The organism is Lactiplantibacillus sp. ME-2 (assembly GCF_022549155.1).
Classification (GTDB): Bacteria; Bacillota; Bacilli; order Lactobacillales; family Lactobacillaceae; genus Lactiplantibacillus; species Lactiplantibacillus plantarum.
The window spans coordinates 1-20,849 of sequence record NZ_JAKZEQ010000046.1; the positions used below are offsets into that span (position 1 = coordinate 1).

Sequence of the window (20,849 nt, forward strand, 5' to 3'; positions counted from 1 at the left end):
GCTAGCTAGGTCACCAGCATTGGCCTTGGTAATGATCGTAGCGGTATCCATACTGTCTGCGGCCATGAAGATGGCGTTAGTGAGCAGGTAGTCCTGCATAATCGTTTCACGGGGGACGTCTAGGGCCGTCATAATGAGCGCACCCGCGACCCCCGTTCGGTCTTTACCAGCAGCACAGTGAAAGAGTACCGATTGGTCGGGCTGGTCGTTGGTGAGGAGGGTCGCAAATAAATTTTGCCAGACTTTCACGGCATGACTATCTGTAATCATTTGCGCGTATGTTTGTGCGTTGAAGGAATCATCGACGACCATTCGCTTGATGAGCCGTTTTAAACGGCGATCAAAGCGACGATTGTCAGTGAACGGATAGACAGACGTATTAATATACTTAGTATTCTTGGGATAACGGTCTGGAGACATCTCAGCTTCATTGGCTTGGCGCAAATCGATATCATAACGGAGTCCGTAGTTATCCAAGTAGGTGAGATCGCGGTTAGTGAGTAGTGACATGCCACCGCAACGCAGCAGCTTTTGCCACTTGATTGTCTGACCAGCGGTGTTCTCATAACCCCCCAGTTCGCGGAAGTTAATACCGTGTTCTAGTCGTAAGACCCGATTGTGTTCCATAGTCTGATTACCTCGATTAGTGATTTAGCTTTATTATAACCGCTTTCATAGCCGCTGTCAGGGTAAAGTGAGTGTAAAAATTAGAATTGGATACTAAAAAAGTTTGTCAGACCAGAAATGGCTGACAAGCTTTTTAGGTATTAGTGAGTCTTAATTAGTCCCCGTTGTAAATCGAATTTTTAACTACCACATAGTCGCACTTAGTAATGGCCTTTAAATCCCGGCCACCGGCATATGAGATGGATGATTGTAAGTCTTCTTGCATCTCGTTTAAGGTGTCAACTAAGCGGCCCCGGTAAGGAACCAGCATTTGTTTACCCTCAACGTTTTTATGTTCGCCTTTTTGAGTTTCACTGGCGGAACCGTAGTATTGTTTATAAGTCTTACCATCGATTTTTAAAATGTTGCCGGGTGATTCTTGATGTCCGGCCAACATTGAGCCAATCATGACCATCGTAGCGCCGAACCGAATCGACTTGGCGATGTCACCATTGGTCCGGACACCACCGTCTGCGATGATTGGTTTGCGAGCGGCCTTAGCACACCACCGGACAGCAGCTAATTGCCAGCCGCCAGTACCAAAGCCCGTTTTGACTTTAGTAATGCAGGCCTTACCCGGGCCAACGCCAACCTTAGTTGCATCGGCACCAGCATTTTCAAGGTCGCGAACGGCAGCTGGTGTGGCCACATTTCCGGCAATTACGAAACTATCCGGAAGGACGTCTTTGATGTGCTTGATCATTGCAATGACACTGTCAGCATGACCATGTGCGATATCAATCGTGATATATTCTGGCACGATTTGATTAGCAGCCAGGTCGTCGATAAAGTCATACTCGCTGGACTTAACACCGACCGAAATAGATGCGTACAGTTGCGCGGCATGCATCGTTTCAATAAAAGCACGGCGGGTCTCGGGGGCGAAGCGATGCATAATGTAGAAGTAGTCGTTAGTGGCGAGCCACTTGGCAATCTCGTCGTTGATGACGGTTGCCATATTGGCAGGCACCACTGGAATCTTAAAACGACGGCCACCCAATTCTACGGTCGTATTGGCTTCCGAACGACTATTAATGACACACTTGTTCGGAATTAGTTGAATATCTTCGTAATCAAAAATCTCCATTCCCATGATGCAAAACTCCTTTAAGTTAATTCACGGTGTCGCGTTCAATTAGCCCCAAATGTTGTGATCGATAACGTTAGTTTGTTCGCGATCGGGACCAATAGAGAAGGTGGCAATTTTAACGCCGACGAGTTCTTCTAATTTACGCAAGTAGTTCTGTGCATTAGTTGGCAGTTCCTCAAAGGTTTTAACGCCAGTAATGTCTTCGTCCCAGCCAGGAAGTTCTTCATAGATAGGTTTGCAAGCTTCTAATTCCTTCAGACTAGCAGGGTAGTGATAGATGGTTTCGCCGTTTAAGTCATAAGCGGTACATACCTTGATGGTCTTTAAGCCCGTCAAGACGTCTAAGCAGTTCAAACTAAGATGAGTAAACCCAGAAACTCGTTTAGCATGCCGTAATACAACGCTATCGAACCAACCAATCCGCCGAGGACGTTTAGTAACGGTCCCATATTCATGGGCCGTTTCACGAATGAAATCACCGACTTCGTCAAAGAGTTCAGTTGGGAATGGGCCGTCACCGACGCGGGAAGTGTAGGCTTTTAAGACCCCAACACAGTTATCGATTTTAGATGGGCCAACACCGCTCCCAATAGTAACACCACCGGCAACTGGGTTAGATGAAGTAACGTAAGGGTAAGTCCCTTGGTCAATATCCAGCATGACTCCCTGAGCACCTTCAAATAGGACGCGTTGACCGTTATCTAACGCATCATTAATGACAACGGAAGTATCGGTGACGAATGGTTTCAAAGTTTGACCATAAGCGTAATAGTCATCAAAAATATCTTCAAATTTCAGTGGTTCTAAGTCATAAAGCTTGGTAATAATTTGGTTCTTTTCAGCTAAGTTGCGCTTGAGTAACGCCGCAAAGGTGTCCTTATCAAGCAGGTCGGCTACGCGAATCCCAATTCGTTCAGCCTTATCCATGTAGGCTGGGCCGATTCCCTTATTAGTCGTCCCAATCTTGCCACCGGCTTTAGCTTTTTCTTGAGCGCCATCTAATGTGATGTGGTAAGGCAAGATGACGTGTGCACGGTTAGAGATTCTAAGGTTGTCAGGATTAACGCCCTTGTCCCGCAAGTATTGTAATTCTTCAACTAATGACTTGGGATTTAAGACCACGCCGTTCCCAATGACAGCTAACTTATCATGGAAGAAAATCCCTGATGGAATCAGCCGTAATTTGAAAGTTTGCCCATTAAATACGATGGTGTGGCCGGCGTTATCGCCGCCTTGGTAACGTGATACCACATCTGCTTCCTGACTCAAAAAGTCCGTGATCTTTCCTTTACCTTCATCGCCCCACTGGCTACCTACTACTACGACTGATGCCATATTCTTCCACCTCATTAAATAGTTTAATTATGAATAATTAATCCTAAAGAGTAGTTAAACGTTCACTACTCCAACAGGAAAGAGTATAGCAACTTTAACGTCAAAACGCAACCCAAAAACCGAATGTTCTTGTTTTGAGCGCAAATAATCGTTCATAATTAAGACGAATTAGTTCGAAAACAAGTCCTTAATATGGAAACAAAGTGAAAAATAACAGTATTTTTTCATTGTTCGTCTCTATTAATTACTCGAGGGGTATGCTATAATAATGTTCGTGTTTTGTTAGTGAATACCTAAAAAGAAATGAGGATTAGCAATGATTGATCGTTATACGCGTCCCGCGATGGGCAAAGTATGGTCGTTAGAAAATCAGTACCAAGCATGGTTGGAGGTAGAGATTGCTGCCGACGAGGCCTGGGCTGAATTAGGGAAGATTCCAGCAAGTGATGTTGCTAAAATTCGAGAGAATGCCAAGTTTGATGTTGACCGGATCGCGGAGATTGAAGCCGTAACGCATCATGATGTGGTTGCTTTTACGCGCGATGTTTCCGAGTCGTTGGGTGCAGAACGTAAGTGGGTTCACTATGGGCTGACCAGTACTGACGTTGTCGACACGGCGCAAGGTTACCGGTTGAAGCAGGCTAACGCGATTATTCGCCAAGACTTACAAGATTTACGGGCGACACTAGCACAACAAGCGAAAAAATATAAATATACGGTTGAAATGGGGCGGACACACGGCGTCCACGCTGAACCAACCACGTTTGGATTGAAGATTGCCCGGTGGTATTCTGAAATTAATCGGGATATCGAGCGTTTTGAACACGCGGCCGCGGGCGTTGAAGCGGGTAAAATCAGTGGAGCCGTTGGGACTTTTGCGAACATTCCACCATTTGTTGAAGAATTTGTCTGCAAACAACTTGGATTGCGCGCACAAGAAATTTCGACGCAAGTTTTACCACGGGACTTACATGCCGAATACATTGCTAGTTTGGCCTTGATTGCAACAAGCGTTGAAGTGTTTGCAACCGAAATTCGTGGTTTGCAAAAATCTGAAACTCATGAAGTTGAAGAATTCTTTAATAAAGGTCAGAAAGGCTCATCAGCAATGCCTCACAAGCGTAATCCCATCGGTTCTGAGAACGTGACGGGGTTGGCACGGGTTATTCGCGGCCACATGATGACCGCCTATGAAGATGTGCCATTGTGGCATGAACGGGATATTTCCCACTCTTCTGCGGAGCGGATCATCTTACCAGATACCACGATTTTAGTGGATTATATCTTAACTCGAATCAATAAGATTATTAAGACGCTGACGGTGTTCCCAGAACGGATGAAGCAAAACATGGATGCGACTTACGGGTTGATCTACAGTCAACGTGTCTTGCTCAAGTTGATTGATACGGGGATGTCTCGTGAAAGTGCTTATGACCTCGTTCAACCACTGACGGCTAAGTCATGGGATGAACAGTTACAATTCAAGCCACTTGTTGAAGGTAACGCCGAGATTCGTGAACATTTGGACCAGGCTGCGATTGATGATGCGTTTGACTATCATTACCATCTTCGCCACGTTGATGATATTTTCAAACGATTGGGATTAGACGATTAATTTAAAAACGATGAAGCCCCAGCGATGGTAATCGCTGAGGCTTTTATTATGATTAAAACGTGTTAAAAAGATGGGCTGTTTATTCGTCAGCCGATGCGCGTCCTATTTCGACCTCCGGGGCTGGGAACGATTACTGGCTATTTTTGAGCTTGATAATGGCACGGTTTAATCATGCTTCATACTAAACGATAACTAGCGCAATGCGTGTAAGTACCTTGATTTCAGTTCAAGGGACCAAATGTTAGGTGCGTCGCAATCAGACCATACCCAAGTGCCATATGTCGCTGTTCTTTGCGCGTGAGGCGCTGTAATTGGGTGTGAACGTATTGGTAGAGGTCACGATGCTGGCGTGGTAGAGTCATTGGAACCATATAGTTACGATAATAGGCTTGATATAGCTGGATGGTTACTTGCTGTGGCGAAACGTTGTTATTCAGGTCGATTGCAGCTGCCAGTAGCGCTTGGCGGTAGGAATCGGATGGTTGATTGGTAATCGGCTGATTATAAGCAGCATCTACTAAGGTAAATAATTTTTGAGCATCCACATCCATTGTTAGGACCAACCTTTCAATCGTTGAGATAGGCGCAATTATAGCATGGTCAGTATGCTTGATGTGCAGGCCCGAGTTGGTTTCTAAAGTAATGGAACGAACATAACCAGAGCCGCCAATGAGTGGGGGTCATTGGCGGCTCTGGTTATTAATAAGGGATTAATCAAGCGGCGGTCGCAGCAGTGTTTTCTGTTTTAAGCCCGGTGCCAAGCTGCGTAGCCGATGGTTGGGAAAATACCAATCAAACGGTCGATTTGTTCGCGGTCTAATTGATATTCGATAGCTGGCAGTAGTGCGTTGACGGCATCTTCAGCTTGATCACTGATTTCAGTCACGCCAACGAGATGGCCGTCTTGGTCATGGACCTGTTTACTAGCGGCAATCGGTTCCTTGGAGACTTGATAATACCAGTAATCTGCTAAATCGTTATCACTAACGGTTAAGCCGGCCTTTTCAGCAGCCGGTATTTTCATGCCGGCTTGCGCAATTCGTGGTGAAGTAAAGACGACCGATGGAATTACCGGATAGTCAATGGGAGCACTGGTTTGACCAGAGAACAAACGCATCAAGTATTTGGACTCAAAGTAGGCTGCAGGTGTGACCTTTGGCAAGTCATTGGCAAGGACATCACCGGCTGCATAGATGTTAGGAACGTTGGTTTGCAAGTGGTCGTTGACATAAATGCCGTGGCGGTCATATTTGACGCCAATCCGGTCTAAGCCTAAGCCATCTAAGTTTGGAATTCGACCAGTCGCATCTAGGATCCAGTCGGTCGCTAATTGCTGGTGGTCGCCATAACTAACTTGGAACTGGTCATCCTGTTTGGTAAATGCTTGCACGTTGGCATTTTTGATGAAGGTTACCCCACGTTCAGTTAAGTCGTCAACCACTTGTGCAACGAATGGTTGGTAAAAATCACGGAGGGCCTGGTCGCCATGTAACATGACTGTCACTTGGGCACCGGCCGCGTTAGCGATGGTGGCAAATTCCATACCAATATAGCCTGCGCCAATGATGACGATACTTTGTGGTAACCGTTTAAGGTTCATAAAATCACTACTATCGTGGGCGAGCTTGGTCCCCGGAATATCTAAACGATGGGGCTTTAAACCAGTCGCAATAACGATTTTTTCAGCGGTAATGGTTTGCTGATCATCAACGACAACGGTGTGAGCGTCCTTGAACGTGGCATGACCATGAATGATCGTTGCGCCACCATCTTCCAAACGAGCTGTCAGGCCTGCTGGTAAGGGATCAATAATCTCTTGTTTATGGGCCACGTTGGCCGTCCAATTAATGGTTGGTGCACTGCTCAAAATATCATTGAGGCGTGCTGCTTCCCGCGTTAATTTGACAGGTTCATCAAGAGTGATTTTGGCGTTACAACCACGATTAGGGCAGGTGCCCCCAATCAGACCACTCTCAATCACACCGACGCGAACACCAGTCTTGGCGAGTGGTGCGGCGCCATCAAACGTGGCGTGACCCGCACCAATGTATAACACATCGTAATCGTATTTGTTTGTCATGATTTATCAGCCTCCATTAAAATTTTGGTAACTTAAGCTTAACGAGTTTTAAGAAACCTGACAACTGATATGAATTGCTCGCGCCCGCTGTAATGATTATACTAAAAGTAATTATGTCAATAGGGAGACGTTAATATGCACGCTTTGATCGCAATTGATTCATTTAAAAATTCCATCACGAGCATTCAGGCCAACCGAATAGTGGCTAAACGATTTGCGGCTCACGGAATCACCGCTACTCAAGTTGCGATTGCCGATGGTGGTGAAGGAACGGTGGCGGCGTGGCTGGCTAACCATGTTGGTGGACAAGCTATTACGGCATCAACGGTGGATCTGGCGCAACGGCCAGTGACTGCAACGTATGGCTACTTTGCCACTGAAAAAATGGCAGTGATTGAGGTTGCGGCTGCATCCGGAATCCAGTTTGTCACGACGACCTTGACGCCGTTAGCAACGAATACCTATGGGACCGGGCTACTGATTAAAGATGCGATTGAGCGTGGCGCCCGTCAGATTATTCTGGGCTTAGGTGGTAGCGGAACGGTCGACGGTGGTGCCGGAATCCTACGTGCGCTCGGTTATCGTTTTTGGGCTGCCGATGGTCAAGAGTTAGCCATGACTGGCGCTGATTTAAGTCGGGTCACTAAGATTGACGATCGACATGTGTTGCCACAATTAGCTGAAGTCTCGTTCATTAGTGCAGCGGACGTGACGAATCCGCTAACGGGACCGAACGGCGCAGCTAAGATTTTTGGCCCACAAAAAGGATTACCGGTTGCTCAAATTCAGGCTCACGATGCCGCTTTAGCTCACTATATGACGGTCGCAGCTGGCGCGGTGAGTGCCCACGAAGGCGATGGGGCTGCCGGTGGTATTGGGTTTGCTTTACGTTACTTTTTACACGCCCGCGTTCGCTCTGGTTTTCAATTGTTAGCTGAAATGAGCAATCTTAAAACGAAAGTGGCCCAAGCGGATCTAGTTATCTCTGGTGAAGGCCAAGTCGACGATCAGAGTTTTATGGGCAAGGTACCAATTCAGCTCAGTCAGTTAGCCCAAGCGGCCGGCAAGCCTTGCTATTTATTAGTTGGTCGGCAAAAAGGTGCAAATGAAACATTTGCCAAACAGGGGGTCACGGCCGTTTTACCGATTGTCGATCAAGTCATGACCTTAGATCAAGCCATGGCGCAGGGACCAGCCAATCTGGAACGGATGGCGGACCGCTTAGCCCGAATCATTAGCCAGTCATAAAAAACTTAAGCGGTCAAAAAAACCGTATGCGTAGTGAATAGCGCATACGGTTTTTCGACTGAATTTTATTTATCAGGAACATAGTGATTTAAAAAGGCTGTAACATGTCGTTGATACTCGGCAGGATCGATCCAAAAACTCTCGGCGTGAGTGGCGTTGGGAACCTGCCACATCTGCTTGGGGCCCTTAGCGGCCTGATAATTTTCTTTGAGCATCCAACTTGGGACGTAGACATCCTTGTCACCGTGAATAAAGAAGATCGGTAGATGGTTATGTTTGAGCTGTTCGACAGAACTGACGTCGCTTAAATAATAGCCCATACGGTGGCGGTTAATAAAACTAACGATGGGCACAAACGGATACTTTGGTAAGTGAAACTGTCGCTTTAATAAGTAAGCGAGTTCTTCCTCGATACTCGAATAACCACAATCGGCAATGATGGCCTTAACTTGTGATGGAAGGTCTTCGCCGCTCATCATTTCAACGGTCGCACCACCCATGCTGACACCAAAAAGGATGATATCCGTGTGACGACCATTGATACGGACGACTTTATCGATCCAGCCTAAATAGTCGCGGCGATCCTGCCACCCAAAGCTAATGTACTTGCCGGCACTTTGCCCATGGCCGCGATCGTCGGGCAAGAGGACGTTATAGCCCATTTGATGGAACATATAAGCGTAATTTGCCATCGTTTCACCATCACCTTTGTAGCCATGGGAAACAATAACGGTTCGGTTGCTGGTTGTTTTAGCAGGAACGTACTGTGCGACAAGGTGATTGGCCTCGTCATTAGCGTTCAGTTGCCACTGCTGAACGGGCTGTCGGTGTAGCCAATCGACATAAGCGTAGTAGGCATCGGCGTATTTTTGTTTATCTGCCGAAGTTTCGGGCACGTAATCAACACGCTTGAAAGCAAAATCGTAGAGCTTCTCACTCGCGAATAGGGCGGCCGAAAAAATTGCCACAGGAGCACTAATTCCGGCTACGGCGCGTGTTTTTTTCATTAAATATCACTCCTCTAATCTCTCAATAATATGATACGCCGATTAGAAGTGAGATGTAACTATATTATTCTAGTAATATAAAAGGCCATCGCGGCGGGCGATGACCTATAAATTGCATTGGTCGCTAGGTGGCATCCCCAGCGAGCCTGTTTTTCATTAACTTTGGAGGAGTAAATGAAAAAGGTTCAAGTGGCTGAAGGAGATGTCCAGTCACTATATGTTTAGTATAGTAGTTTGATTGTTAAAAGGTAACTAAATCGCTTACTTGACTGGTGAAAAAACTAAAAATTATTTGTGGGTGGTCAATATTCCGGTATGGACAGATTTCGTCGTACCAAGTATGATACCGATTCAAGTCGCATTAAGCCTCCTTAAGGGCTAGTTCATGCACTTTAGTGCTAACTTGATTAAGGACCTGTGTTTTACGTTCATCTGTCAAAAAGACGCGCTGACTTAAAATTGGGTAGTGTTGTTCACGTGCGATTAGCAATAATTCACGATAAAGCAAAGTGGCGGCTAATAGCGATGGCCGGGCGACGGGATCAATTTGTGGCATCATGGTTAATGCAGCCTCGTACTTGTTCATGGCAATCTGTGCTTCATGTTCCCAAAGCCGAATAAAATTGGCAGATGGGATGGGGCCATGCAAGTCAGTTGGATTGAGCTGATAGTGTGCCAATAGTTTTGATGGCAGGTAGATTCGGCCACGTTGGTAGTCTTCACCAACATCTCTTAAAATATTGGTGAGTTGCATGGCGATGCCTAATTCTACGGCTGGTTTGACAAGTGATTGCGGGTTAGTTGCTAGCATTGGCAAAATCATCAGACCAACCGATCCGGCGACGTAATAGCAATAGTCTTCAAGTGCTTGCTGAGTTTGAGGTTGTTTAAAAGTCGCGTCTTGTTCTTGACCAGTGAGCATATCGAAAAAGACGTCAAGATTCATATCATAAGTCTCAAAAACGACGGCCAGTGCGCGCCACATTGGGTGGTCTGGGACATGACCATTGGCAAAGGTGGTCAATGATTGGCGCAATGCCATTAGACCATCAATATCATGGTCAACATCAACGAGGTCGTCGGCTGTTCGACAAAAAGCATAAACGGCGTAAATACTCCAAGCGCGTTCTAGTGGTAATTGCGAGAAGGCGGTGTAGAATGCGCTAGAAGACCTTTTAGTAATTGTTTGACAGTACGCAAAGTCAGTGCGATGTTGTTCGAATTTAGGCATTAGTTTGGTCATCTTTAATCAACTCCTCAACGGCTAATTTAGCACTTTGCATAACAATGGGAACACCGGCCCCAGGGTGGGTGCTACTACCACAAAAATAAAGATGGTCGGCATAGTCGAACTTGTTATGGGGACGATAATAATTACTTTGTTTTAACGTCGGTCGTAAGCCGAAAGTGGCTCCGTTATAGGCGCCAAACTGTTCTTTGAAGTCAACCGGTGTAAACTGCTTTTCGACAACGATATGCTGTTCAATATCGCTGAAGGTAGCTGTTTGTCTTAGTTTGTTAATGATTAGTTGACGATAGTTCTTCAGTGTTGTTGGTGACCAGTCATTAAACTTTGAGAGCTCAGGAACTGGTACTAAAACATAGAGTGCCTCACTGTTTTCGGGAGCTAAACTTGGATCCATCTTTGATGGAACATAGACATAATACGAGGGATCTTCTGGTAACTTGCCGTTGTCAAATAGATCGGCGACGTTTTTGCTGAAATCTTGTGCAAAGTGGATCGTGTGTAATGCTTCGGTTGGGTATTTTTTGTCTAGTCCTAAATACAAGACGAGACATGAGCATGAATAATCCATTTTGGCAATTTTTTGATCTGTGTACTGACCACGATTTTGCTCATTTGGAATCAGTGTCGTCATGGCGGTTGGAAAATCAGCATTACATAGGACATAGTCACTGTGGATCGGATGATTATTGACACGAATGCCAACAGCAACTTTATCTTTGATGATAATTTCTTGAACTGGTGTGGCAAGCTTTAACGTACCACCCTGTTCTTTGAATAACTTAACGAGACTATTGACAACTGTGTACATACCACCCTTTAAAAAATAGACCCCGTAGAAGAGCTCAATCATCGGAATAATGTTGTATAGCGACGGGCCCTGGTAGGGAGAAATCCCAATATACAGTGTCTGAAAGGCTAATGAATTACGTAGATTTTCATTCTTGATAAATTTTGCAATGTTTTTGTAGGCATTGTTAAAGGTGCGTAACTGTAGTCCTGCATACAGAGCGGGTAGGTTATAAAAGTCACGCCAGTTACGAAATGATCGTTCTAAAAAATTAGGCTTCGCGATGGTATACCGGTGATAAATATCCGCTAAAAAATTTAACATACCATTGACGTCATCAGGCGCAATGCGGTTAATCTCGGCAATTAATGTTGGGAGATCGCGTGACAAATCTAGACTAGATTGATCACCAAAGACAAGGTGCATCAAAGGTTGAACTTCTTCGAATGGTAAATAGTTGTGCGGATCGACCCCGCAAAAGCGAAAGACTTCTTCGTAGATGTCTTTCATCATGACGATCGTCGGCCCCACGTCAAATGTAAATCCTTGGCTAACAATCTGGTTCATTTTGCCACCCGGTTGCGCGTTTTGCTCATAAATCGTAACATTATAACCTAATTTTTGAAGCCGTACTGCAGCGGTTAAGCCACCAATACCAGCGCCAATAATCGATACTTGCTTCATCAGTAAATCTCCCCCTTAACAGATGAATAACTAAAAAGCATGGTTAATCATTAGTTATATTTTGGTTTAATAATGTAAAAAGTACAACAAATATGATTACTATGACGTATTAAAGTAGTCGGTAGGTGCGAATAGAGCGGACGAGAAAAACAAAAAAAACCACCGTATCGGGGAATACGGTGGAAAAAGGAGTAGGGTAAACATGTGACGGGGAATCACATGTTACTATGAATTTCATTACTTTGGAGGAGTAAATGAAAAATTTTAGGTTGTGTTATAGCTGATTGAGTTAACCTCAATTGCTATGATGTAATCATACCGAGGTTGTGTGAAGAATTTGTGACTGAACATGGCGAATGTCATGAAAAAAAGGGAAAGGCTTTATTAAGAAGTGTGAAGAATCATCAACGTTCTTACGGAATGCCTTGGCGAGGTGCGATGATCGACTGTTTGGGGCCAAAGAAAATAGTCACTTCAAAAGTTGTCCTTTGAAGTGACTATTTTGATTCGCAACAATGCTAGTAATAACAAGTTTGCGGCGACGCTAAGTTGATAGTGACCAAGCAGATTTTGGTGACTGGCTGTGGGCACTGCCATTTGGCGCGATTAGTTATCGTCACGATTACCACCGAATAGAATAATTAGTCGTAGTAATTGTAAGAATGTTGACAGGGCTGCAGCAACATAGGTTAAAGCCGCCGCGACAAGCACTTTACGCACCATGGGAACTTCGTCGCGAGTCAAAACTTGCCCATCAGATAAAATCTGGAGGGCGCGTCTTGAGGCGTTGAATTCAACTGGAAGCGTGACAAGTTGGAACAATAACGCCAGTGAGAAGAGTAAAATCCCAATGTGAATCAGTGTTTGGTTGTAACTCAATAAAACGCCGATAATGATTAGTGGTAATGATAAGCTTGAACCGATGTTCGTGATGGGCACGAGGGCGGTCCGCAAGCGCATTGGCCAATAGTTAACGTGATCTTGAACTGCGTGTCCGCATTCGTGGGCCGCAACTCCGATGGCGGCCACAGAGGTTGAATCTGCTGTGGCTTCTGATAGGCTGAGAATCTTAGTTTGACCGTTGTAATTGTCGGTCAGATCCCCGCTTATCTTTTGGACACCAACATCATTGATACCAGATTGGCTTAAAATAAAGCGAGCTGCATCGGTGCCGGTTGTGCCAGATTGACTACGATAGGCATCATAATGCCGGAATGTCCGATTAACGTAACCCGATGCGGCCATTGAGATAATCAGTCCAATGATGACTAATAGGTAAGTCGGATCAAAAAACGAATAGAACAAGGTCGACCCCTCCTAAGTGGTTTAATGTTAATCCGATTCTATCAGATTTAGCGTGACATTCCTACTGAAGAAAGCCATTGGAAAGTGTCTTTACTATCGAGAAACGACGTCAGATTATATAATTAGCCCAGTTAATCGTAATTGGCAAAGAGCGAAGGAGTTTTCTGATGGAAAAGACGTATCGAACCAAAACGTATGGGGAAATGCCGTTAAAGTTAGATACTGGGAAAGGCTGGATTTTTCCTAAAGGTGTTGAAGTGAAGGCGCACGTTGATTTAGAAACGGGACAGGTCAGTTTTTTTATTGCACCAGAAGATCTCGATAAGATGAAATAAGTATTAGGACCACGATACGCGGTAAGGTTGAGAAGTTTGTTTCTCGCCTTGGCGCGTTTTTTATGGTGGAAATTGGATTGGCAATGATTATGGTTAATACGGTGTTCACGCGTGAGCCACAACTGCTTGAAGGCAATAAAAAACCTCCGTATCGGGGAAATACGGAGGAAAAGGGAAGTAAATCGGTAAAATGTAATTAAGTACACACACATCATTACTTGGGGAAGTAATCATTAAAGTTAGGGGGTCGTTAAGGATTGGGATTTCCTTAATGACTATAAATATAGTATAGCGGCGACGCGTGAAGAAAGTGTGACGCGAAAAGTTTAAAAGCATGATTTTCAGACGAAAAAGTTAGGTCATGGAACGAAAAAATATGACGATTTTTACAAAGTTTATAACGAAATGATGACCGTCATAAATCAATATGAGTGGCTAAATGCTGGTGTGACGCAGTTTTTATTGGTCCTAGACTCTGAGGTGCTATAATGAAGCACAAATTAATCGAAAGGTGTTTTCCAAATATGACAATTAAAATCGTCACCGATTCGTCGGTCCAATTAACGACGGCCGAGATTGCACAGTATAATATTAAAGTGGTTCCGTTACTCGTGGGGTTCGGTGGCGACTTGATTGCAGATACGGCAGTTAGTACCGCGGAATTTGACCAACAGATGGCAGTCAGCCCAGTCTTGCCAACGACTAGCCAGCCGCCAATTGGTGATTTCGTCAGTTGCTACGATGAATTGACAGCGGATGGTAGCCAAGTATTATCACTACATTTGACGGAGACATTGAGTGGGACGGTCAATGCTGCTCGCCAAGCTGCCAAACTTGCTAGTGGCGATGTGACAGTTATTGATACCCAGGCGGCTGACCGTGGGATGGCCTTTCAAGTGCTTACAGCAGCACGGATGGCTCACGCCGGTGCGGATATGGCCACAATTTTGGCGAAGATAACCGTCATTCGGCAGCATACTAAGACCTACTTGTTCGTGGATACGCTCGACAATTTGGTCAAAGGTGGGCGCGTCCCTAAGTTGGCTGGCATGGTCACGAATTTGATTAAATTAAAATTTGTCTTTGAATTAGAAGCCGGAAAATTAAAACTTTATACGCGGGGGCGCGGGAAAAAGGCGCTAATCAAAGCGCAGGAACAAATTCTAGACCAATTAGCGGATGCGACTCGAGTCGAAGCGGCTGGAATTTCTTACGTCGGCGAACCGAGCGTTGCGGAAGCGCCAGAAAAGCTTCTCCAACAAGTCGTTCCACAAGTAACGCCACTGGTTGCGCGTACTAGTCCAATTATTGCGACGCACACCGGTGTTGGCGCTTACGCGTTGATGTTTTATACAGTTGATTAAATTTGACGAACTAACCTACTATTAAAAATTACTTTGATGTGTTATAATTAATTAATGATAAATGAGAACCGTGTTGGTGCACTGTTCTGAGCCTAACCACCATTTAATGATGACTAGACCCGGATGGGGCACCTTTTTTGTCACTCTTTTCACTAAAAGAAAGTAGGAACTTATGTGAGCTATCTTCTCAATAATCCGTTTTTCGGGATCGGACTGTCGATCTTGGTGTATGGGATTGGCGAGTATTTATATCACAAAACAAATCGCTTTGTGTTATTCCAACCGTTATTTTTTGGAATGCTGCTCGGGATTGGTTTATTGGTATTGATTGCGTCGATTCTAAAGGCACCCGTGCAAAAAGTTTATGAAGCGTACCAGGTTGGCGGCGACTGGTTATTCTGGTTTGTGGCGCCCGCCACCGTCTCGTTTGCGGTGCCACTATATAAGCGTAATGATATCTTTAAGAAACATTGGGATGTCATTGTGATTGCGTTAGCGATTGGGTTAGGGCTGTCATTATTTGGTATCTATGGGATTTCACGGTTGCTTGGTCTGACGGATGCAGCGTTAGGTGCCATGTTAGTACAAGCAGCAACGACAGCAATTGCTTTACCGGTGGCTGAGTCGGTGGGTGGCGATCAAGCCATTGCGGCGTTCGCAGTCATTCTGAATTCAGTTTTGATTTACGCGTTAGGCGACCATTTTATTCGCTGGTTCAAATTGCACAAGAATCCGCTCGGTGCCGGGTTAGGATTCGGAATTGCCGGTAATGCGGTTGGTGCCACTAAAGCGATTGAAGTGAGCGAGGCTGCAGGTGCAACTGGTGCAATCGCCTTTGTGATTGCCGGTATTCTTGTTAATTTTATGGTTCCAGGGTTTGCGCAGTTGATTGGTTTAGGTTAGATGGTCCGGGAGGGATTCGATGAAAAAAGGCGCGTTTATTACACAAATTGTGATTTATGGTTTGATTTTATTAGCTAGTAGTTTAATCGCTAATTTAGTCAATAAGATTTGGCCCGCATTCCCAATGCCGACGCCGTTGATTGGGATGATTCTACTATACTTGCTGTTAACGTTTAAAGTGGTCAAACTTGAGCAGGTGGCGGGTGTTAGCAACTTTTTTGTCCAATTTATCAGCTTGATTTTTATTCCATCAGGGATCGCGTTAGTAACTAAGTTAGACGTGTTAAAGGCAGAAGGCGTTCAGATTGTGATCGTCATTATTGTTTCGACACTAATGTTGTTGCTTTTTACAGCGGGAATCGCGTGGGTTTTAATTCAAGTCAAGGAATGGCTCATTGCTCGTCGAACGAACAGCAATGTTGAGTTGGAAGAAGATTAAATCTTGGTGGCACATAATTTACTCGTGAGTAGATTGGGTACCAGTTGGATCTAATCGAAACAGGCAGTTGTTGAACCGCTTGTTTTGGCTGTTACAAGATAATAGCAGGCCGTTGTGGGGATTGCATACCCATGACGGCTTTTTTAGACGGCAATAAAAAAAGCCACCACATCAGCGGATGTAGTGGTCAAGGAGTAGGAAACATCAAAGTGGGGGCTTTGATGAACCCCATTCATCAGACTTGGGGGAGTCTATGAATGAAAGTGATTATTAGCTGCATTATGGCAGCAACGCACTAATAATCGAAAAAACTAAAGAATATTAAGGATTGACAGTCAGTTGGTCACTTTCTATCAATCTGCGACTATTATAATTGCAAAAGTTATTGGCTGCAACTAATTGAGCTGATTAATTAGTTTAAAGTAACGCGGGGCTGAAAATCAGCTGCAAATAAGCCCATGTGATAGAGGTCGATTCGTTGCCCATCACGCTTGATAGCACGCTTATTGGTGCCCTCAAATTCAAAACCACTATTCTGGTAAACAGCGATAGCGGCGGGGTTTGTTGCGATGACGTCCAAACAGACTTTGTAAAGATTCAATTCGTTAAAAGCGTAGTTCAAAATCAAGCTGAGTGTCTCGGTACCATAACCATGGCCGCGTTCGTCGGGATCGCCGATTGCGATGGCTAATTGGGCAACCTGGTTATGCCATTCGATATTGAATAGGGTGACAAAGCCTAATAAGTGGTCGTCTTCTAAACTATGAACGTGAAAGTAGTATTCGGTATTCCGATCAAGGTTACGGTAAGTTCGTTCGAGTTCTTCACCGGTCAGTGGTCGGGCGGCAGCCGTATCCATTTTACGAACAAAATCGGCGTCAGTGTACCAGTCACTGATCTCATCAAAATCTTCTGGCTGGGGAACAGCAAGGGCCACATGGGGCCCGACAAACATATTTTTCAAAATAATCCCTCACTCGTATGATGTTATTAAAGCTTATCTTCATGGTGGCGGCAAAAGGTGGGCTTGTCAACCCAAAATTATGAGATTACGCGTCAGACTAGCTAGCTCAGTATGAAACACGGGTGGCATGTGCCAAGTGCTGAGGTCAAGAACAACTAGCTCTGGGGGACGGCGAAATAAGATGCGGATATACTGAAGACTTACAGTAAAGCCGTTGGGCACGTGCTGCCGATAATGTGGTTTCAGTATAATGAGGGCAATACGGGTGATGGCTGAACTATTGGTGAAAGGTGTTGCTGTGGGGGCACTTTTCAATGGTGCGTAAAGAGAGGTTAGCACAAACTTTACAGTTACTTTATATGAAGATTGGTAAAACTTTACGTTAGCTCGCTATATTAGAGATAACCATCTGGTGATTAAAGTATGAGAGGGAGGATCGAATTGCGTCCTTTACAAGTTATTCAGATTTCTGATCTACATTTAACCCCCCGCGGCCAAGTACCGGCACATGGTCAGCAGTACGATCCCTGGGGCAAGCTTGCCAATATTATTGATGATATTCGGCGATTACCAACCATGCCAGATTTGATTGTTTTTACCGGGGACTTGATTCATGACGGTAGCGCTGACGATTATCAGCGGCTGCACGCAATCATCCATACGATGGAAGCTGAATTTGATTGTCATGTTCGAGTTATCCTTGGAAACCATGATCGGCGAGCGGCGTTTTACGAAGGGTATTTGCCGGCTGACCCGGGACCATACTACGCGAGTCGCATGCGGATTGGCAACAACGACTTTTATTTTTTGGATTCAAAGGTTAGCGGTTATGAGGCAGGCTGGTTGGCACCACAACAGCTACAATGGTTGGGAAAACATCTACGACAGGCACCGACAAAGCGGGCTTTTCTATTTTTGCATCACCCCCTAGATGGGCCGACGATGACAAATATGCACTATGCGATTTTACAAAATACGCCGGCGCTGTTATCGGTGCTTCGGGGACATAATTTAGGCGGCGTATTCTCTGGTCACGTTCACTTTGTTTCAAGTTATTTGATTGGAGATAATATTCTGAATGTGGTGGCCGGTTCTGCGGCCTATGCGATCGATTGCCATGATCCACATCATCATTATGTTCATGAGGGCAGTAGTTACCAAATCATTACAATCGATCGAGGACAGGTCGGTGTGACAACGCGCCAGTTACTGCATGGGAAAGCGGTTATTGATGAATTGACGATCCCAGACACTAAGTTTGTCGGGCGAGCCCCACAAGGGTATGAATCAAGATAGCGCTTTCTTAATTAACAAGGTATAATGTTGGTAATAATTAAGGGAGGCGTCAATATGGGACTATTTCGTCATCACAATCAAATGCCACCACGGATCAAACGTAAATTAAAGCAACGGTTGTTACCCGTTGCCGCCATGGAGATTACCGCAACCACAATTGTGGTTGCGGATGTCTTGACGGCGAAGTCATTTCGCCGAGGACATCGACTTGGCTGGTTGTTATTAGCCTTTGTACAACCATTTGGACCGTGGCTCTATTTTGCGTTTGGACAGGAACGTTAGGGTAATTAGTAAATTAAAGTGGGGTTAAGTTCGGGTGAAAGCTCGGACTTTTTTACGTTGATGGGCGTTTTTTGAACGTTTATGAATGTTTTTTTGAATGCAATCATAAGCGTGTATAATAAAAGTGTATATAAAGATACCTATAATTTGAAATTATTATGGTAATCCGAATCATATAGAGGGGGACTTTATTAATGCAGCGAGAATCAGAATTACGACAACAAGCTCAAGAGGCTATTAAGGGACTAATCGTCCGGTTAAGTGGGTGGTCTGATCAGTCGGGGGACTTATTGGATATTATTGATGTATTAATGCAGGTCGATAAAAAAATTACTACGACTAAGAACCCAGAAGCCTTAGTCAATCGCCTAGTAAACTATATTCGTAGTGTAGCCATTAAGGGACGGTTACACTTTCCAGATGAAGAAGAAAAGCTAATGATCGACTTAGGAATAATCGGGCAAAAGGCCGGATTGAACGGGGCCTATATGGCTGATTTCTCTGACAAGTCACAGTTCTATGGCATGCTGGAAGAAGTCCCACAACATTGATACCGGCCAGGGGGTTGAGGGCTACCGGTCGTGTAATTGCTGATTGGTATTCCGAAAGCGTCCTCCGATTGTGATGCTGATTAAAGCGTAAGTAAGACCAGCTTATCGTATAAATTAAAAGGAACACCTCAGGCTGTGATAGTCCACTTAAGGTTGACAGGGACTAATACAGGAAAACTGAAAGTGTTCCTTTTGTTTTAGGATAACCAGCGCGCTAAATAGCCGGTTGCCATTGAACTGGTTCTATTCACTGTGCGTCAATTTCAATCGCTTTAAATCAGCTGTTTTAGTTACATTGAGTAGTTTCTGGCAGTCTGGGCATAATCCATAGACTTCCATATTGTGACCCGTAACCAAGTACCCAGAGAGTTCCGCCGCCTTGGCTTCGACACTGCGGAGGTCGGGTTCGAAAACGTCAGTAATTTTACCACAATTCTCACAAACGACGTGATAATGTGGTCGACCGAAAAAGTCATAGTGGGTGCCAGCATCGCCATTTTGTAATTCAATTACGATTCCTAAGTCGACAAAAAGTTTTAACGTATTGTAAACCGTTGCCAAGCTCAGGTTAGGTAATTGAGTTGCTAATTCCTGATAGATGGTTTCGACGGATGGATGATTATGGTGAGTAATCAAATAATTAAGAATGATTTGCCGTTGCGGCGTTACACGGATTTTATGGTCCTTTAATTGCTGCAAGGCTTGGGTCAACATATCTTCTGCCACGACGCGGTTCCTCCTTTTATCATATTCACCCTTATTAAACCACACTTTTTAGAAGGATTCCAATTTAGAAACATTACTAGATAAAACTTTTGACAAAATTAATTAACGAAATAGCTGAAAAGGCTTTACTGGGGCTGAAGACGTGAGTAAACTAACGATAATTAAGTGCGTGTTGATGGGGGTGGCAAAATGACACAATTAATTGTACCAGCATTACCGGTTGAGCGGGTCCAATACGAACGCGCATATGTACTTGGCCTTGAAGCAATGATGAAAGTTATCCGGCAACTTACGACTACGGAAAAAGGACGACAGGTACCCACTAATCAGTTCCCAGTATTTGCGGCGAGCTATGATGTTCCCCAAGCGTTGGCCCAAGTTGCAGTCCTAAAAGCCGCTACTACTCGGTTGAAGGTTCGACCGATTCAGTTGACCGTGACCCGGCAGTACGTGACGTTACGATTCCAATTACAAGCAGCCGCTGGACAACCAGTCTGGGTGCCGTCCGCCGGGGCACTATGGCGCCTATATGATGGCTTTTTAAGTAATTTAGTGGGGATCCCTTTCCAGCACCTAGCAAATATTCAGATTGGCTTACAGCGCGTTACTGGACCGCTGACAGTGACTACGCCGATACGCCCTAGTTTTCAAAATTATGATGTTCGACTGACCCCAAGTGGGCAAACTGGTTGCCTAGTGAAAGTTCACAAAGCACCAGCAATATTGGCACGACGGGCACCGATATACCAGTTAAGTCATTACTCGGAAACGATTCGGCCGGATGACTAGTCGTCATTAGCTGGATGATTCTAAATAATCCATAATCACACTGATAGCCAGATTAACAGCGGCCACAAAAAATCCCAAGCTCATTTAGCTCTGTCTCTTATACACATCTCCGAGCCCACGAGACTATGATGGCC

General features: G+C 44.9%; 21 protein-coding genes. 10 read left to right on the top strand and 11 right to left on the bottom strand.

What is annotated here, in order from left to right:
* From MMY95_RS13520 to MMY95_RS13530, 3 genes are all read right to left on the bottom strand, one after another.
* Positions 1-627 (bottom strand): tyrosine-protein phosphatase (locus tag MMY95_RS13520; protein ID WP_241277708.1); only part of this gene is annotated, 627 nt, incomplete at its 3' end.
* Between the two features lie 154 nt (positions 628-781).
* A complete protein-coding gene (locus MMY95_RS13525; protein WP_187345457.1) occupies positions 782-1,753 on the bottom strand; it encodes a GMP reductase in 972 nt (323 codons plus the stop codon).
* Positions 1,754-1,801: 48 nt separating this feature from the next.
* Positions 1,802-3,091 (bottom strand): adenylosuccinate synthase, encoded by a 1,290-nt coding sequence (locus tag MMY95_RS13530; RefSeq protein ID WP_241277709.1) that lies wholly within the window; start codon positions 3,089-3,091, stop codon positions 1,802-1,804.
* A 316-nt stretch (positions 3,092-3,407) separates the two neighbouring features.
* Here MMY95_RS13530 and purB point away from each other — a divergent pair, with 316 nt between their 5' ends.
* Positions 3,408-4,706 carry an adenylosuccinate lyase gene (gene purB, locus MMY95_RS13535; RefSeq protein WP_003642490.1) on the top strand — a complete coding sequence of 433 codons (1,299 nt, stop codon included), beginning with the start codon at positions 3,408-3,410 and terminating at the stop codon, positions 4,704-4,706.
* Between the two features lie 221 nt (positions 4,707-4,927).
* Here purB and MMY95_RS13540 read toward each other — a convergent pair whose 3' ends face one another.
* A complete protein-coding gene (locus tag MMY95_RS13540) occupies positions 4,928-5,257 on the bottom strand; it encodes a bacteriocin immunity protein (RefSeq protein WP_003642489.1) in 330 nt (109 codons plus the stop codon).
* Positions 5,258-5,451: 194 nt separating this feature from the next.
* Positions 5,452-6,786: an NAD(P)/FAD-dependent oxidoreductase gene (locus tag MMY95_RS13545; RefSeq protein WP_053267517.1), complete on the bottom strand. Its 1,335-nt coding sequence runs from the start codon at positions 6,784-6,786 to the stop codon at positions 5,452-5,454.
* Between the two features lie 135 nt (positions 6,787-6,921).
* Here MMY95_RS13545 and MMY95_RS13550 point away from each other — a divergent pair, with 135 nt between their 5' ends.
* Entirely contained in the window at positions 6,922-8,034 is a 1,113-nt protein-coding gene (locus tag MMY95_RS13550; RefSeq protein WP_053267518.1) for a glycerate kinase, read from the top strand.
* Positions 8,035-8,099: 65 nt separating this feature from the next.
* On the opposite strand, the gene MMY95_RS13555 is transcribed toward MMY95_RS13550, so the two are convergent.
* The 4 genes from MMY95_RS13555 to MMY95_RS13570 form a co-directional block, all read right to left on the bottom strand.
* The gene (locus tag MMY95_RS13555; protein ID WP_003642486.1) at positions 8,100-9,041 is read right to left on the bottom strand and encodes an alpha/beta hydrolase; all 942 of its coding nucleotides are present in this window, start codon (positions 9,039-9,041) and stop codon (positions 8,100-8,102) included.
* Positions 9,042-9,402: 361 nt separating this feature from the next.
* The gene (locus MMY95_RS13560) at positions 9,403-10,284 is read right to left on the bottom strand and encodes a phytoene/squalene synthase family protein (protein ID WP_053267519.1); all 882 of its coding nucleotides are present in this window, start codon (positions 10,282-10,284) and stop codon (positions 9,403-9,405) included.
* Positions 10,265-11,761, bottom strand: coding sequence for a phytoene desaturase family protein (crtI, locus tag MMY95_RS13565; protein ID WP_003643471.1), 1,497 nt, complete (start codon positions 11,759-11,761; stop codon positions 10,265-10,267). Before crtI ends, MMY95_RS13560 begins: the two co-directional genes overlap by 20 nt.
* Positions 11,762-12,367: 606 nt before the next feature.
* Positions 12,368-13,066: a zinc metallopeptidase gene (locus MMY95_RS13570; RefSeq protein ID WP_003642482.1), complete on the bottom strand. Its 699-nt coding sequence runs from the start codon at positions 13,064-13,066 to the stop codon at positions 12,368-12,370.
* A gap of 167 nt (positions 13,067-13,233) precedes the next feature.
* Between MMY95_RS13570 and MMY95_RS13575 the strand changes: the two genes are divergently transcribed.
* The 4 genes from MMY95_RS13575 to MMY95_RS13590 all read left to right on the top strand — a co-directional run bounded on the left by MMY95_RS13575 (position 13,234) and on the right by MMY95_RS13590 (position 16,107).
* Positions 13,234-13,401, top strand: coding sequence for a hypothetical protein (locus MMY95_RS13575; protein WP_003642481.1), 168 nt, complete (start codon positions 13,234-13,236; stop codon positions 13,399-13,401).
* Positions 13,402-13,925: 524 nt separating this feature from the next.
* A complete protein-coding gene (locus tag MMY95_RS13580) occupies positions 13,926-14,765 on the top strand; it encodes a DegV family protein (protein WP_011102096.1) in 840 nt (279 codons plus the stop codon).
* 174 nt (positions 14,766-14,939) lie between these two features.
* Positions 14,940-15,668 (top strand): LrgB family protein, encoded by a 729-nt coding sequence (locus MMY95_RS13585; protein WP_003642478.1) that lies wholly within the window; start codon positions 14,940-14,942, stop codon positions 15,666-15,668.
* A 19-nt stretch (positions 15,669-15,687) separates the two neighbouring features.
* Entirely contained in the window at positions 15,688-16,107 is a 420-nt protein-coding gene (locus tag MMY95_RS13590; RefSeq protein WP_015381005.1) for a CidA/LrgA family protein, read from the top strand.
* Between the two features lie 412 nt (positions 16,108-16,519).
* On the opposite strand, the gene MMY95_RS13595 is transcribed toward MMY95_RS13590, so the two are convergent.
* Complete coding sequence (locus tag MMY95_RS13595; protein WP_003642476.1) at positions 16,520-17,062, bottom strand: GNAT family protein; 543 nt, start codon at positions 17,060-17,062, stop codon at positions 16,520-16,522.
* A gap of 432 nt (positions 17,063-17,494) precedes the next feature.
* Between MMY95_RS13595 and MMY95_RS13600 the strand changes: the two genes are divergently transcribed.
* From MMY95_RS13600 to MMY95_RS13610, 3 genes are all read left to right on the top strand, one after another.
* On the top strand, positions 17,495-18,367 hold the full coding sequence (locus tag MMY95_RS13600) for a metallophosphoesterase (protein ID WP_003642475.1): 873 nt from the start codon (positions 17,495-17,497) through the stop codon (positions 18,365-18,367).
* Between the two features lie 54 nt (positions 18,368-18,421).
* A complete protein-coding gene (locus tag MMY95_RS13605; protein ID WP_003643468.1) occupies positions 18,422-18,649 on the top strand; it encodes a PLDc N-terminal domain-containing protein in 228 nt (75 codons plus the stop codon).
* Between the two features lie 194 nt (positions 18,650-18,843).
* Complete coding sequence (locus tag MMY95_RS13610; RefSeq protein WP_003642473.1) at positions 18,844-19,200, top strand: bacteriocin immunity protein; 357 nt, start codon at positions 18,844-18,846, stop codon at positions 19,198-19,200.
* Positions 19,201-19,443: 243 nt separating this feature from the next.
* Here the strand turns inward: MMY95_RS13610 and MMY95_RS13615 are convergent, their stop codons facing one another.
* Positions 19,444-19,926: a Fur family transcriptional regulator gene (locus tag MMY95_RS13615; RefSeq protein ID WP_003643467.1), complete on the bottom strand. Its 483-nt coding sequence runs from the start codon at positions 19,924-19,926 to the stop codon at positions 19,444-19,446.
* 189 nt (positions 19,927-20,115) lie between these two features.
* On the opposite strand from MMY95_RS13615, the gene MMY95_RS13620 reads away from it, so the two are divergent.
* Positions 20,116-20,715, top strand: coding sequence for a hypothetical protein (locus MMY95_RS13620; RefSeq protein WP_011102092.1), 600 nt, complete (start codon positions 20,116-20,118; stop codon positions 20,713-20,715).
* Positions 20,716-20,849: the final 134 nt, after the last annotated feature.